Here is a 14,673-nt window from a genome sequence, read left to right as displayed (position 1 = left end):
GAGTAGGAGTGATGCGTTCACCCTCCAGGTGCGCGGTTATGGTCTGATTTGGAGTCGGTTATGGGGGTGGGATGCGGTTCGGGGTGCTGGGCCCGCTCGCGGTGTGGACCGCGGACGGGGAGCCGGTCAAGGTGCCGGAGGTCAAGGTCCGGGCGCTCCTCGCCGACCTGCTGATCCACGCCGGCCGTCCCGTCTCCGCGGACCGGCTGATCGAGGACCTCTGGGGCGACCGTCCCCCGGCGAACGCGTCCGGCGCCCTCCGGGTGAAGGTGTCGCAACTGCGCCGGGCGGTCGGCGGGCTGGTCGCGTACCGGGCGCCCGGGTACGTGCTGCACGTGGAGCCGTCCTCCGTGGACGCGGGGCTGTTCGAGACGTTGATCGGGCGCGCGCAGCGGGCCTCCGGCCCGGAGGAGCGGGCCGCGCTGCTGCGCGAGGCGCTCGGGCTGTGGCGCGGGGACGCCTATGCCGAGTTCGCCGACGAGCCGTTCGCCCTGGCGGCCGTGGCCCGGCTGGGCGAGCAGCGGCTGGCGGCCCTGGAGGAGCTGGCCGAGGCGCGGCTCGGGCTCGGTGAGCACGTCCTGCTCGCGGCCGAGCTGGCCTCCCTGGTGGCCGAGCATCCGCTGCGCGAACGGCTGCGCGCCGCGCACGTACGGGCCCTCTACCTGGCCGGGCGGCAGAGCGAGGCGCTGACCGGCTACGCGGAGCTGCGGCGGCGCCTGTCGGAGGAGCTGGGCCTGGACCCCGGGCCGGAGCTGGCGGCCCTGCACCAGGCGATCCTGCGGCAGGACCCGTCCCTGGGCCCGGTCGCGCGCTCCCGCGGCAACCTCCCCGTGCCCTTGACGAGCCTGGTGGGCCGGGACGAGGCGGTGGCCGAGGTCCGCTCGCTGCTGCGGGCCGGCCGCCTGGTGACGCTCACCGGCCCCGGCGGCGTCGGCAAGACCCGCCTGGCCCTGGCCGCCGCCTCGGGTACGGGCGGCGGGGACGTGTGGCTGGTCGAGCTGGCCGCGCTGCGGCAGCGGCCAGCGGAGGTCGAGGTGGCGGAGGTCGAGGTGGCCGAGGCGATCGCGGCCGTGCTCGGCCTGCGCGACGACGCGGCCGGGCCGGGCGCTCCGCACGAGGGCGCGGTCGAGCGGATCGCGGGCGCGCTGGCGGGCAGGGAGACGCTGCTCGTGCTGGACAACTGCGAGCACGTCGTCGAGCAGGTCGCCGCGCTGGCCGGGCGGCTGCTCCAGGCCGCACCCGGGTTGCGGATCCTCGCCACCAGCCAGGAGTCGCTGCGGATCGGGGGCGAGGCTCTGTGGAGCGTGCCGCCGCTGACGCGCGGGGCGGCGGTGGAGCTGTTCGCGGCGCGGGCCGGGGTGGAGCCCGACGCCGACGTGGCGGAGATCTGTGCCCGCCTGGACGGCCTGCCGCTGGCGCTGGAGCTGGCCGCGTCCAGGATGCGGGCGCTGACCCCGCGCCAGCTCGCCGACCGGCTGGACGACCGGTTCAGGCTGCTCGCGTCGGGTCTGCGCGGGGCTCCGGCCAGGCAGCGGACGCTGCGGGCGATGATCGACTGGAGCTGGGAGCTGCTGACCGGCCCCGAACGCGTCGTGCTGAGGCGGCTGGCCGCGCACGCCGACGGCAGCACGCTGGAGGCCGCCGAGGAGGTGTCCGCCGACCCCGGCGTGGACGTCCTCGACGTGCTGGCCAGGCTGGTGGACCGCTCGCTGGTCGTCCGCGTGCGGGCGCCCGGGGCCGAGCCGCGGTACCGGCTGCTGGAGTCGGTCTCGGCCTACTGCCTGGAACGGCTGGAGGAGGCCGGCGAGCTGGACGAGGTGCGGCTCAGGCACGCCGCGTACTACACGGCGCTCGCCGAACGGGCGGAGCCGTACCTGCGGGGGCACGGGCAGCGGGACGCGCTCGCGCTGCTCGACGCCGAGAGCGCCAACCTGCGGGCGGCGCTGGAGACGGCGGTGCGGCTGGCCCGGCCCGGCGAGGCGGTGCGGCTGGTGAACGCCATGGCCTGGTACTGGGTGCTGCGCGGCAGGCTCGGCGAGGGACAGCGGGCGCTGGAGGCCGCGCTGTCCGTCCCGGGCGTGGCCGGGTCCGGCGCCGCGCAGGCGAGGGTGTGGCTGGCCGGGCTCCGGATGCTGGCGGGGTGGCTGCGGCCGCCGGACGACGAGGTGTTCGAGGCCATCGAAGGGCGGTCGGCGCGGGCCAGGGCGCGGTGGTTCATCGGGTACGCGATGTTCGGCTACGACGATCTTTCGGCCAGCCGGGCCCTGATCGAGCGGGCGCTGGAGACGTTCCAGGAGCTGGACGACAAGTGGGGCACCGGCGCGGCGCTGAACGTGCTGGCCCGCTACGCCGCCACCCGCGGCGACCTGGCGGCGCTGCGGCGGGACGGCGAGCGGGGGCTGGCGCTGTTCAGGGAGCTCGGCGACCGGTGGGGCGAGCTGCGGGCCGCCGAGAACCTCGGCACGCTCGCCGAGATCACCGGCGACTACGAGCGGGCCACCGAGCTGCGCGCGGACGGCCTGCGGATGGCGGAGGAGCTCGGGCTGTGGAGCTCGGTGTCCGACGCGCTGTCCCGGTTGGGGCGGATCGCCCTGCTGACGGGGGACCATGCGCGGGCCGACGACTATCACGAGCGGGCCAGGCGGCTGGCCGTGGAGCAGTCGAACCGTCCGGCCGAGGAGTTCGCGGAGCTGGGCCTGGCGCTCGCGGCGCGGCGGCAGGGCCGCCTTGACGAGGCCGAGCGGCGGCTGCGGGCCTGGCTGGGCTGGGTCAGGGAGGTGGCCGGCGAGCCGGGGGCGGCGCTGATCCTGGCCGAGCTGGGGTTCGCGGCCGAGCAGCGGGGCGACGCGGCCGCCGCCCTGGAGCTGCAGCTGGAAGGGCTCAGAGCGGCCCGCAGGGTCGGCGATCCGCGGGCCACCGCGCTCGCGCTGGAAGGGCTGGCGGGCGCGCGTGTCCTGGGCGGACGCCACGAGGAGGCGGCGCTGCTGCTGGGCCGGGCGGCGGCGCTGCGGGCGGCCTCGGGCGCGCCGCTCCCCGCCGGGGAACGGGGCGACGTCGACCGGATCACCGCCGCGGTGCGGGCGGCCCTGGGCCAGGAGGCGCTCGACGCTGCACTGGCACGCGGCGCGGAGTCGGAGCCGGAGAGGCTGGATCCAAGCCTGGTGTGAGGCAGGTTAAACCCAGGATTTCGCACTTTCGGTGATTGTCTCGGTGAAAGCGGGCAGTGCCTGAGATGGACGGTCATCATAGGGCAAGGTTGGGAGCATGCCGATGAGGACAGAGCTCGACCGCCTCGCGGGTGGGGCACACCACGATCCGCACTCCGTGCTGGGAGCGCATCCCGTATCCGGCGGGGTGGTCTTCCGCACGCTGCGCCCGCTGGCCGAGCAGGTGCGGGTGGTGCTGGAGGACGGTACGGCCCACGACATGAAACACCAGGCCCACGGGGTGTTCGAGGTCACCGTCCCCGGCCTGGACAAGGTGCCGGGCTACGCGCTGAGCGTCAAGTACGCCGACCACGACCCGTACGAGGTCCGCGACCCCTACCGGCACTGGCCCACGCTCGGCGAAGTGGACCTGCACCTCATCGGCGAGGGGCGGCACGAGCGGCTGTGGGAGGCGCTCGGCGCCCGCGTGATGGAGCACGAGGACGTCGAGGGCACGGCGTTCGCCGTCTGGGCGCCCAACGCGCGCGGCATCCGGGTCGTCGGCGACTTCAACCACTGGGACGGCACCGCCTACCCGATGCGGTCGCTGGGCCGCTCCGGGGTGTGGGAGCTGTTCGTCCCGGACGTCGGCGCGGGCGAGCGGTACAAGTTCCAGATCCTGGGCGCCGACGGCGTGTGGCGTGACAAGGCCGACCCGATGGCCAGGCGCACCGAGGTGCCGCCGCTGACCGCCTCCGTGGTCGACAGGTCCGTCTACGCCTGGGCGGACGACCAGTGGGTGGCGGACCGGGCCGAGAGCCATCCGCAGGACGGGCCGATGAGCATCTACGAGGTGCACCTGGGGTCCTGGCGGCCGGGCCTGTCGTACCTGGAGCTGGCCGAGCAGCTGTCCGCGTACGTGGTCGACATGGGGTTCACCCACGTGGAGCTGCTGCCGGTGGCCGAGCACCCGTTCGGCGGGTCGTGGGGCTACCAGGTGACGTCCTACTACGCGCCGACGGCCAGGTTCGGCACGCCCGACGAGTTCCGCCACTTCGTGGACCTGATGCACCGGCGCGGCGTCGGTGTGCTGCTGGACTGGGTGCCGGCGCACTTCCCGATGGACGACTGGGCGCTGGCGCGCTTCGACGGCACCCCCCTCTACGAGCACGCCGACCCGGCCAGGGGCGAGCATCCCGACTGGGGCACGTACGTGTTCGACTTCGGCCGCAGGGAGGTGCGCAACTTCCTGGTGGCCAACGCGCTCTACTGGCTCAAGGAGTTCCACATCGACGGGCTGCGGGTGGACGCGGTGGCGTCGATGCTCTACCTCGACTACTCGCGGCGCGAGGGCGAGTGGACGCCCAACGTCTACGGCGGCAGGGAGAACCTCGACGCGGTCGAGTTCCTCAAGGAGATGAACTCCGTCGTCTACCGGGAGACGCCCGGCATCTCGACCGTCGCCGAGGAGTCGACGGCCTGGCCGGGGGTCTCGCGCCCGGTGCACCTGGGCGGGCTCGGGTTCGGGTTCAAGTGGAACATGGGGTGGATGCACGACACGCTCGAATACCTGCGCCACGAGCCGATCTTCCGCCAGTACCACCACCATCAGCTGACGTTCTCGCTGCTGTACGCGTACTCCGAGAACTACGTGCTGCCGCTGTCCCACGACGAGGTCGTGCACGGCAAGGGGTCGCTGCTCGGGAAGATGCCCGGGGACGAGTGGCAGCGGTTCGCGCAACTGCGGGCGCTGCTGGCGTTCATGTGGGCGCATCCGGGCAAGCAGCTGCTGTTCATGGGCGGCGAGTTCGGCCAGGGCTCGGAGTGGTCGGAGGAGCGCGGGCTCGACTGGTGGGTGCTGGAGTTCGACGGGCACCAGGGCGTGCAGCGGCTGGTCCGCGACCTGAACCGGATCTACAAGGAGACACCGGCGCTGTGGCAGCAGGACTCCAAGCCCGAGGGGTTCCGGTGGATCGACGCCGACGACGCCTCCGGTAACACGTTCTCGTTCGTCCGCTACGCCGACGACGGGTCCGCGCTGGCGTGCGTCATCAACTTCAGCGGCGCGCCGCACGAGAGCTACCGGCTCGGCCTCCCCTACTCCGGCCAGTGGTCGGAGATCGTCAACACCGACGCCTACGACTACTGGGGCAGCGGCGTGGGCAACATGGGCGTGGTCGAGGCCGACGACGAGCCGTGGCACGGGCTGCCGCATTCGACCACGCTGAGGGTGCCGCCGCTCGGCGCGGTGTGGCTCACGCACGAGGGGAACACGCTGAACGTTTGAGGTGCGCCCGCTGAGAGTTAGGTGAGAAACCGGCCCCGAGACCTGTCTCTATCCGGAAAATCACCCTAAACTCCGAGATCATCCCCCTCTCGGAGGACGCGTGCGACTTCGCCCCCTGATCGTGAGCTCGATCGTGTTGGCCCTGCTGCCGTTATCGGCGCCGGCCTACGCGGAGGATCCGACTCCCAGTCCGAGCGTCGTGGAAGAGACAACCTCCACCCCCGGCGATCCCCCCGCCAAGGTGGAGGAGGGGTTAGGCGTCGACGGCGGCTCCGTGCGGGCCATCGTCGAGCTCACCGACCCGGCGCAGAACGCGCCCGTCGCGAGCCAGGCGGCCGCCGAGAGCGTGGACGTGGTGATGCAGCCGCAGAACCAGTCGTTCATGGTCGTGGAGGGGACCGCGGAGGAGCTGGCCAAGCTGGCCGACGACCCGCGGGTCACGTCCATCCACCGGGACAGGACGTACGCGCCGGTGGACGTGAGCCCCAACCTCAAGCTGATCGGGGCCGACCAGGCGCACGCCAAGAACTACACCGGCACCGGGCAGGCGGTGGCCGTGCTGGACACCGGCATCGACCGCGATCACCCGTGGTTCGGGAACAGGATCGTGGCCGAGGCTTGCTTCTCCGCCGTGGAGGCCGGCGTCGAGTCGCTCTGCCCGAACGGGCAGACGTCACAGACCGGGGCGGGCGCGGCGGACGCCACGACTGCCAAGTGCCTGGCCGACGGCGCGAACCTGTGCGAGCACGGCAGCCACGTCGCGGGCATCGCGGCCGGCACCGGCGGCGTCGCGCCGGGCGCGAACATCGTGGCGGTGCAGGTCTTCAGCCGGGTCAACGACGAGGACATCTGCGGCGAGCCGTCGTGCCTGCTGGCGTTCGAGTCGTCGCTGCGGCAGGCCATGGACTACGTGGCGGGCCTGACCGAGCCGGTCGCCGCCGTGAACCTGAGCCTGGGCGGCGAGCTGTCCGAGACCGACTGCGACTCCAGCGAGGAAGGGCTGATCTTCAAACCGAAGATCGACGCCCTGCTGGCCAAGGGCATCGCGACCGTGGTCGCCGCGGGCAACGAGTTCTACGAGGGGGCGTCGTACCCGGCCTGCATCTCCTCGGCGGTGGCCGTCGGGGCGAACGACAACAACGACGTCATCGCGGACTTCTCCAACCGCGGGGCCATCGTGGACCTGTTCGCGCCGGGCGTGGACATCGAGTCGTCCGTGCCGGACAACCGGACGGCCGTCTTCAGCGGCACCTCGATGGCGACCCCGCACGTGGCCGGCGCGCTGGCGCTGATGAAGCAGGCGTCGCCGCAGACGCCGATGGCCGACCTGATCAACACGCTGAAGACGACCGGCAGGCCGTACTCGTATCAGGCCAACGGCCAGCAGGTCAGCACGCCGCGCCTGGACCTGGCGGCGGCCCTGGCCGGCGCCTCGCCGCAGCCGACCATCACGCAGTCCCCGGGCGTGCCGACCGAGGACCCCGCACCCGAGCCCGACCCGTCGGACAGCAGCGGCCCCAGCCCCGAGCCCGACGACCAGGCCGACCCCACTCCCCAGCCCTCGACCTCCACCTCGCCGGTCCCGCTGCCCACGGTCACCGTCACGGTGACGATCACGCCGACCCCGAAGACCACCGCGCAGGTCTGCACACGGGGCACGAACGCCACCAAGCTGTCGGCCAAGCAGTGGGCCGTGGAGATCCACCGCAGCAGCGGCACGATCCCGGACGCCACGCTCACCTGCTACCTCAGGCTGATCGGCAAGTCGAGCAAGGTGTTCCCCGAGGTCACGAAGGCGTCCTCGCTCGGCAAGGCGTACCGGGTGCTGAAGAGCACCAAGGCAGGCAAGGCCAAGCTGGACAGCGCGCTGCTCACGTCCTGGCTGAACTGGGCGCACGGCACGAACGGCACCAAGAAGCTGACCACCGCCGAGAAGGTGCGGCTGAACGGCAAGTCGACCGCGGCGGCATTGCGGAAGGCGGCGAAAACCGTCAAATAACCAGTGCTAGGCGGCTAGGGCCGCAGGAAGGCAAAAAAGCCTCCAACGTTTCTCTGGGCTACATAGACCACCGACATCACAGTTGTCGCAGGTGGGGATGTATGCGGCTGTAAGCGAGCCAGGAGCTCTCGGAGGAACAAGTGAGGCTACGAACTCTGTTGGCCGGCGCCGCGGCGCTGGCCGCAACAGTCGCCGGGCTCTGTACGGGCCCGGCGCTGCACGCCGACTCGGGCGATCCGATCATCAGCCCGTCGCTGGCCGCGGAGGTCGAGGCGAAGTCCAGGGTGCGCTCCATCATCCAGCTCAAGCCCGGGCAGAGCGTCGAGGCCGTCGCGCGCGACATCGAGAAGGCGTCCGACGGCAGCCGGGTCCTGGAGTCCGCGCAGTCACCGCACTTCTTCGTGGCCGAGGTGGACGGCCCCACGCTGGCCAAGCTCAAGAAGGACAACCGCGTCCAGTCCGTCTACAAGGACGAGCTGCGCATGCCCACCCTTGACGTCAGCACCGCCCTCATCCGCTCGAACCGGGCGAACCAGGCCGGCTGGACCGGCCGCGGCGCCACCGTCGCCGTCCTGGACACGGGGATCGACCGGGACCACCCGTTCTTCACCGGCCGGATCGTGGACGAGGCGTGCTTCTCCTCCTCCGACGCCAGCGACGGCGCCGTCTCGCTCTGCCCGAACAACCAGCCCAGCCAGACCGGTCCCGGCGCGGCGGACGCCGAGACCGCCCAGTGCGTCATCAGGGGTGCGAACGCCTGCTCCCACGGCACGCACGTGGCCGGCATCGCGGCCGGCCGGCTGGCCACGGGGGCGCCGTCCAACGGCGTCGCCCCCGAGGCGGGCATCCTCCCGGTCCAGGTCTTCAGCCGCGTGGACAACCCGATGACCTGCCTGATCGGCGGCGTTTCCGCACCGTGCTTCCTCAGCTACACCTCCGACCAGAAGCTGGCGCTCGAATACATCGCGCGGGTGGCCAAGACGCACAACATCGCCTCGGTGAACATGAGCCTCGGCGGGGGCGGCCCGTACGCCCAGGCCTGTGACACGGACGCGTCCGCCGCGGCGGTCAAGCCCGAGTTCGACACGCTGGTGGGCCTGGGCGTGGCCCCCGTGGTGGCGGCGGGCAACAACAGCTTCCCGAACGGCGTCGCCACTCCCGCCTGCATCTCCACCGCCGTCACGGTGGGCGCCACCGACGACTCCGACGCGCTGGCCTCCTTCACCAACCGAGGGCCGCTGCTCGACCTGTTCGCGCCGGGGGTGAACATCAACTCCTCCGTGCCGAACAACACGTACGCGGAGAAGAGCGGGACCTCGATGGCCGCGCCGCACGTGGCGGGGATGTTCGCGCTGATGAAGCAGGCGTACCCGGCCTTCACGGTCGCGCAGAGCCTGCAGCGGCTGCAGGAGACGGGCACGCCCATCCGCTACGACGCGGCGGGCACCTCAGTGACCACCACGCGGATCGACGCCGAGCGCGCCACCGCGGGCGCCCGCGCCTGATCGGCGCGGGGAAGGCCGGACGGCGGGGTCCGGCTGCGAGGGCCGGACGGCGGGGGGCCGGCCACAAGGGCCGGATCGGCGGGATCCGGCCCTTTTCGCTGCGTGATTACACCAATCGTTACTCTTAACGACAAACACCCCCTCACCCTCTTCACCCCCTTCACCCTCCTCAACCCCCTCGCTCCCTCAACCCCCGGAGGAACAGTTGAGACTCTCGTCTCTGCTGGCCGGCGCCATCGCACTGGCCGCCACCTCGGCCGCGCTGGTCGCCACACCCGCCCTGGCCGACCCCGAGTCCAAGATCGACCCAGCGATCACCGCGACCGGCGAGCACCGCGCCATCGTCCGCGTGCAGCAGCCCGCGCAGGTGCGGTCCGTCCGGTCCAGCGCGGAGGAGGTCAAGCGGGACAAGAAGAACGTCTACGCGGAGCCGCCCTCCGAGGTGGCCGGCAAACTGGACTTCTTCGTCTACCGGGGCACCCGGGCGGAGCTCGAGCAGATCGCCGAGCAGTCCGACGTGGTCTCGATCCGCAAGGACAAGCTCAACGAGCCCTCGCTCGTCGAGAGCATCCCGCTGATCGGCGCGGACCGGGCACACCAGAAGGGCGTCACCGGCAAGGGCACGGCCGTCGCGATCATCGACAGCGGCATCGACAACGACCACCCCGCCTTCGGCAATCGCATCGTCGCCCAGGCCTGCTTCTCGGCCACCGACCCGGCCGACAACTCCACGCCGCTGTGCCCGAACGGCAGCCAGTTCCAGATCGGCGACGGCGCCGCCAACGCCGAGACGGCCGCCTGCATGACGGGCGCCCCGCAGCCGCAGTACGGCCTGTGCTACCACGGCACGCACGTCGCCGGCATCGCCGCCGGCCAGGCCACCGCCGACTTCCCGGCCAGCGGCGTCGCACCCAAGGCCCAGATCGTGCCGGTGCAGGTGTTCAGCCGCTTCGACGACTCCCCGTACTGCGCCGGCCGCCCCGTCTGCATCCTGGCGTACGACTCGTCGGTCCTGACCGGCATGGCGTACGCGGACCTGCTGGCGGACCAGTACAACATCGCCTCCGTCAACCTGAGCCTGGGCGGCGGCCAGTACACCGAGGCCTGCGACACGGGCGACGGGGCCGACTTCAAGACCGAGGTCGACAAGCTCCTCGCCAAGGGCACCGCCACGGTGGTCGCCTCAGGCAACAACGGCTTCGAGTCCGCGGTGTCGTGGCCCGCGTGCGTCTCCAACACGGTCGCGGTCGGCGCCACGGACAAGCAGGACGCGGTGGCCGCCTTCTCGAACCGTGGGACGCTCCTGGACGTGTTCGCGCCCGGAGTGTCGATCAAGGGTGCGATCGCGGGGAACACGTACGCGACGCTGAACGGCACCTCCATGGCCGCGCCACACGTGGCCGGCTCCCTGGCCCTCCTCCACCAGAAGCGGCCACGCGCCGGGGTGGACAGCATGGTGAACGCTTTGAAGCGCACGGGCAAGCCGATCACGTACACGAGCGCGGAGACCGAGGTCACAACACCCCGCATCGACGTGTACGCAGCCCTGCGCACCCACTACTAGACGGCCCACCCACCCGCTGCCCTACTGGGTGGTCAGCCTGCTGGACCCCGCCCCGAACCCCCCGCTCGCCATGCACTCCACCCGTTGACCGGCGAAGCGGTGGGCCGACCGACGCCCACCCCGGACCGGACGCCTTTCGGACCCCGTTGGCCGCGGGGCCGTTCGGGCTCGCCCTGGGCCAGCTGAGCATCGAGGAACTGGCGGACCGCTACCAGATTCAATGCCGACCGGTCCGCGATCTGATCGTGGACTACCTGCACGAGCGCCGACCCTCACCGGACAAGGTGGGCTGCCGCGCGGCCCTCAACCAAGATCGAGAACAAGTTCAAGAAGCGTGCATCAAACGCCCTTCAGAACACGATCAAGTGCCGCCCGGCCTGCAGGTCCCCAGTTCGGCTTGCCGCCGGGAAGGCCCCGATCTCCGTTCTGCCCCATGAGCATCAGGAAGAGGCTCTTCATAGCGGCCAGCCCGCGGGCGCGCCTGATCGTTGCCTCGTCCGCGTGCGCGTACGCGTCGAAGAACCGTGCGGCCGCGCCCGCGGGGAGCAGCACCCACGCGGCGCCGAGGTCCCACGCCGGATCGCCGGCGAACAAGGCACCGAAATCGATCACGCCCGAGAGCGTCCCGTCCGAGACGACGACATTCGCGGGATGGAGGTCACCGTGCAGCCACATCGGCGGGCCCTCCCACTCGGGGGCCGCGACGGCATCGGCCCATACGGCCCGGACGGCACGGACATCGCCGACGGCGTCGGGGTCAATGGCCTGCAAGAACTGCTCGAAGCCGCCCGTGCACCTCTTGGGGTGAGCGCCGAAGTCCGAACTGGCCGGGGCCTCGGCGGGCGCCTCCACATGGAGCGCCCTGAGGAAGCCCGCCAGCGTGTCGGCCGCGTGGGCGCCGCGGCTGATCGAACCGTGGTCCAGCGGCTGGCCGGGAACCCACGTCATCACGGTCCAGTGCTTGGGAAAGCGCTCGGACGGTTCGCCGAACCGCACCGGGGTCGGCACCGGGAGCGGCAGGCGCGGGGCCAGCACAGGTAGCCACCGCCGCTCCTTGAGCTGGAGCTCCGGCGTAGGGTCCATGCGCTGCATCCGCACGGCCAACTCGTCCCCGAGGCGCCACATTTGGTTGCCCCAGCCGCCCACCACCTCGCGGATGGCCAGCCCTGCAAGGTCTGGATGTTGCTCCTGCAGCAGGTCGCGGACCAGGTCTGCGGTGATCTCGATCTCGGTGTCGGTCATGCGAAGTCACAGTACTGAGGCGGCAGGCGGAGCGGCTCTCGCTCTCCGGGCTCTCCGGCAACGATCGGTCCCTGCTGATCGGTGGTCCCCGACCACCACGGCCTCGTTGTGGACACTGTCTCCAACGAGGCCACCCAGGTCATAGGCCATGCAACGATCAGCGGCTCAAGATGATGACCACTTGTGAAACGCCGGGTGGGGGTCCAGCCCGATGATCGTGAAAGTTGGGATTTGAGACATAGAAAGCGATCTCAGAACTGGCCAAGGTCATGTCCGACGTCGTGCGTGCGGTCAACGAGATGCGCAGGAGCATCGCTGCCGAGGTCCGGCATCGCCGCCCGCTCGATGATCACGATCGGGATCCGCCTTGGCGTCTCTCGCTGGTAGCCGATGTAGCGCGGCCATACCCCGGTCATCGTCTCCCACAGGCGGAGCCGCTCTTCCTCGGCCGCCGGGCGGGCCACCGCATCGAACACCTCGGCCCCGACCTGCACCTTGACCTGCGGCTGAGCGAGCAGATTGTGGAACCAGAGCGGATGGTCGGCGGCGCCGCCGTTGGAGGCGACCACGAGGTAGCGGTCGCCGTCGCGGCCGTAGATGAGGGCGGTGCGCCGGGGAAGTCCTGAACGGCGGCCGATCGTCGTGATCAGCAGCGTGGGGGCGCCGTGGAAGAGGTGACCGCGAGCGCCGCCGGACTCGGCGTAGCTCTTGACGTGCCTGGCCACCCACCCGGTCGGGCTGTCGATCGGCTCTTGGCTCATCGCGCCGCTCCGCCCACGCGGCGGTCGGCCCACTCGCGTGCCTGGGCGAACCAGTGGGGCGCGGTGCGGTGGCCATTGAGCACGTGCCCGGTGCCGGGGACCAGGACGGTCTCCAGTTTGGCACGGGGACCGTAGAAGGGGGCCTCCTGGGCGTGCAGCGCGGCGGAGGAGGAGCGGGCTCCGGCCAGCAGCTTGTCATGCTCGCCGTTGACGATCAGTACGGGGGCCTGGATCTGCTTGTTGATCGAGGGCGGGGTGTAGGAGTCGCCGGGAGGGAAGACGTCCGTCGTCTTGGTGGCCTCGTCGGCGGCGATGACCTTGGGGTCGGCGTTGGGCCGGTGGTAGAACCAGGTGGCCCGCAGGCCGGGCCGGGTGGTGAGGTAGCCGTCGTCGAGCCCGCGATCGGCGAAGCGGGGGTCGTCGGCGGCGCGATAGATTCCCGCGCCCATCTGCTCGAACGCGGCCTCGTTCGGCACGCTCGATTCGCCGGTCAGGATGACGCCGTCCACCTCCGCCGGATGTGCGGCGGCCACGGTGCGGGCGAGGGTCGAGCCCAGCGAGTGGCCGACCAGAACGACCTTGGCGAACCGGCCACCGCCCAGACGACCCTCGCGCAACTGCCGGATGAGCTGGCGGATGACGATCTGGTGGGTGTCCTGCCCGAAGCGGGCGCTCGGCGGGTAGGAGCTCGCCCCGGTGCCGAGACGGTCGATGGCCAGCGTGGCGTACCCGGCGGCGGTCATCGTCTCCACGTACGAGGGGCGCTGCCGGTCGCCGCGCATCCGCCAGTAGGCCTGGCCGTAGAAGCCGCCGGGAATGAGCAGCTGAACGGTGGCGGCACGGCCGCGCGGCAGGCACAGGGTGCCCGCGACGCGCTGGTCGGCGGGGCCGCTGGAGGTCATCGCCACCTCGGCGCTGACCGTCCGGCAGGCGGAGGCGGCGTTCGCCGCTGCCGGGATCACGGTTGCGGGGATCGAGACGAGCGCCAGAAGTACCGCTGTCGTGATGCGCATGAAACTCCTTCGAGGTACCCAAATTTGGTTAACCAAATTTGGGTATCGAACTATGGCTGATCCACCCTCCTGCCGTCAAACCGGTCTCCGGCCGATCAGGCCGGCTCCTCACCGCGTTCCAGCCGCCCGATCAGGTCACGGATCCACGCCGCCTCACCCGCTGCCTGCGCCGCACGCAGGGTGAACAGCTCTCTCACGTTCCTTGGGCGCTTTCCCTCCTGGGCCGAGGCCACGATCTGCTCCCGATCGCCCTCCAGAGCGTGCACCCGCTCGTTGAGCAGCGCGATCACTTCCTCCTCGGGCAGCGCGGGTAGCAGCACAAGGGCTGCGTTGAGCAGCTCCGGACGCCGATCGGGAACCCTGAGGGCGCTTCTGAGCAGCCCGAGGAACTCCGCCTCGCCCTTCTCGTTGATGGCGTAATCGACGCGGCCCGGCCATTCGTGCACCTCGCTGGTGTCCAGAAGACCTTCCTTGGCCAGCTGACGCAGCGCGTGGTAGATCGAGCCGGACCTGAGCCCTGCCCATTGCCCGGCCTCCCACGACTCCAGTTCGGAGCCCACCAGATAGCCGTGTGCCTGACCGTGCAGCCGCACCACGCCAAGGACCAGCAGTCGCGTCGCCGACATCGTCTCCCTCACTCGCCGGGGCCCCGCACCCGCCAAAGCCCTGCCGAACAGGGTATGGACTGTCGCCGGAGCTCGCTATGCGAGCCTGTGGTTACCGGTGGAACTGTGATCCGAATTCTCTCCCGATCGGGTTGCGACGTAAGGTAATCGAACGGTAATGTTCAGTAACCGCCGGGCGCCCGACTGGCGCCCGGTCCCCGCCCCTCTTGGTGTCCGCACCAACAGGACAGCGTCCGGCGGGGCGGTGGCCCAAGAGCCGCACTCCACCCGGGAATGCGAAGTCAGGCCCCGATAACGCGGTTCTCCACCACGGTCTGACCGGCTTGCCGGACAGACGCGGCGTCGGCTTCCACCGAATCGCTGCCCGGCTCGGCCAGCAGGCGACGAGGCTACGCCGATGTCCGTTTTACTTGGGTAAACACAGAGAACCGAAGACGCTAGCCCCGTTTTCCGCACGTGAGGTTGTTTGAAGATCGCCAGGTTGCTGTGGTGATCGTCATCGCGGTATGACCTGGCTGGTGAGACAGCGT

9 protein-coding genes are annotated in these 14,673 nt (G+C 71.0%); 5 read left to right on the top strand and 4 right to left on the bottom strand.

The genetic code is table 11. The features are described from left to right. The first annotated feature begins 71 nt into the window (after positions 1-71). The 5 genes from AB0L65_RS55065 to AB0L65_RS55045 all read left to right on the top strand — a co-directional run bounded on the left by AB0L65_RS55065 (position 72) and on the right by AB0L65_RS55045 (position 10,501). A complete protein-coding gene (locus AB0L65_RS55065; RefSeq protein ID WP_364264372.1) occupies positions 72-3,167 on the top strand; it encodes a BTAD domain-containing putative transcriptional regulator in 3,096 nt (1,031 codons plus the stop codon). Positions 3,168-3,270: 103 nt separating this feature from the next. Beyond that, a complete protein-coding gene (gene glgB, locus AB0L65_RS55060) occupies positions 3,271-5,433 on the top strand; it encodes a 1,4-alpha-glucan branching protein GlgB (RefSeq protein ID WP_364264491.1) in 2,163 nt (720 codons plus the stop codon). Positions 5,434-5,632: 199 nt separating this feature from the next. Then, positions 5,633-7,432 (top strand): S8 family serine peptidase, encoded by a 1,800-nt coding sequence (locus AB0L65_RS55055; RefSeq protein WP_364264370.1) that lies wholly within the window; start codon positions 5,633-5,635, stop codon positions 7,430-7,432. 140 nt (positions 7,433-7,572) lie between these two features. Beyond that, positions 7,573-8,937 carry a S8 family serine peptidase gene (locus tag AB0L65_RS55050; protein ID WP_364264368.1) on the top strand — a complete coding sequence of 455 codons (1,365 nt, stop codon included), beginning with the start codon at positions 7,573-7,575 and terminating at the stop codon, positions 8,935-8,937. Positions 8,938-9,142: 205 nt separating this feature from the next. Beyond that, entirely contained in the window at positions 9,143-10,501 is a 1,359-nt protein-coding gene (locus AB0L65_RS55045) for a S8 family serine peptidase (protein ID WP_364264365.1), read from the top strand. Positions 10,502-10,840: 339 nt separating this feature from the next. Here AB0L65_RS55045 and AB0L65_RS55040 read toward each other — a convergent pair whose 3' ends face one another. The 4 genes from AB0L65_RS55040 to AB0L65_RS55025 form a co-directional block, all read right to left on the bottom strand. Continuing rightward, entirely contained in the window at positions 10,841-11,743 is a 903-nt protein-coding gene (locus tag AB0L65_RS55040) for an aminoglycoside phosphotransferase family protein (protein ID WP_364264362.1), read from the bottom strand. Between the two features lie 251 nt (positions 11,744-11,994). Continuing rightward, positions 11,995-12,504: a nitroreductase family deazaflavin-dependent oxidoreductase gene (locus AB0L65_RS55035; RefSeq protein ID WP_364264359.1), complete on the bottom strand. Its 510-nt coding sequence runs from the start codon at positions 12,502-12,504 to the stop codon at positions 11,995-11,997. After that, complete coding sequence (locus AB0L65_RS55030) at positions 12,501-13,517, bottom strand: alpha/beta hydrolase (RefSeq protein ID WP_364264356.1); 1,017 nt, start codon at positions 13,515-13,517, stop codon at positions 12,501-12,503. Before AB0L65_RS55030 ends, AB0L65_RS55035 begins: the two co-directional genes overlap by 4 nt. A gap of 95 nt (positions 13,518-13,612) precedes the next feature. Beyond that, positions 13,613-14,143: a PadR family transcriptional regulator gene (locus AB0L65_RS55025; protein ID WP_364264353.1), complete on the bottom strand. Its 531-nt coding sequence runs from the start codon at positions 14,141-14,143 to the stop codon at positions 13,613-13,615. Positions 14,144-14,673 lie beyond the last annotated feature (530 nt).

The organism is Nonomuraea sp. NPDC052116 (genome assembly GCF_040680035.1).
Classification (GTDB): domain Bacteria; phylum Actinomycetota; class Actinomycetes; order Streptosporangiales; family Streptosporangiaceae; genus Nonomuraea; species Nonomuraea angiospora_A.
This window is presented reverse-complemented; position numbering and strand designations above follow the sequence as displayed.

What these genes read in the sequence shown, in the direction of transcription:
- AB0L65_RS55040 (WP_364264362.1), bottom strand. Translation starts at nt 11,743, where the DNA reads ATGACCGACACCGAGATCGAGATCACCGCAGACCTGGTCCGCGACCTG.
- AB0L65_RS55025 (WP_364264353.1), bottom strand. Translation starts at nt 14,143, where the DNA reads ATGTCGGCGACGCGACTGCTGGTCCTTGGCGTGGTGCGGCTGCACGGT.
- AB0L65_RS55030 (WP_364264356.1), bottom strand. Translation starts at nt 13,517, where the DNA reads ATGCGCATCACGACAGCGGTACTTCTGGCGCTCGTCTCGATCCCCGCA.
- AB0L65_RS55065 (WP_364264372.1), top strand. Translation starts at nt 72, where the DNA reads ATGCGGTTCGGGGTGCTGGGCCCGCTCGCGGTGTGGACCGCGGACGGG.
- AB0L65_RS55035 (WP_364264359.1), bottom strand. Translation starts at nt 12,504, where the DNA reads ATGAGCCAAGAGCCGATCGACAGCCCGACCGGGTGGGTGGCCAGGCAC.
- glgB (WP_364264491.1), top strand. Translation starts at nt 3,271, where the DNA reads ATGAGGACAGAGCTCGACCGCCTCGCGGGTGGGGCACACCACGATCCG.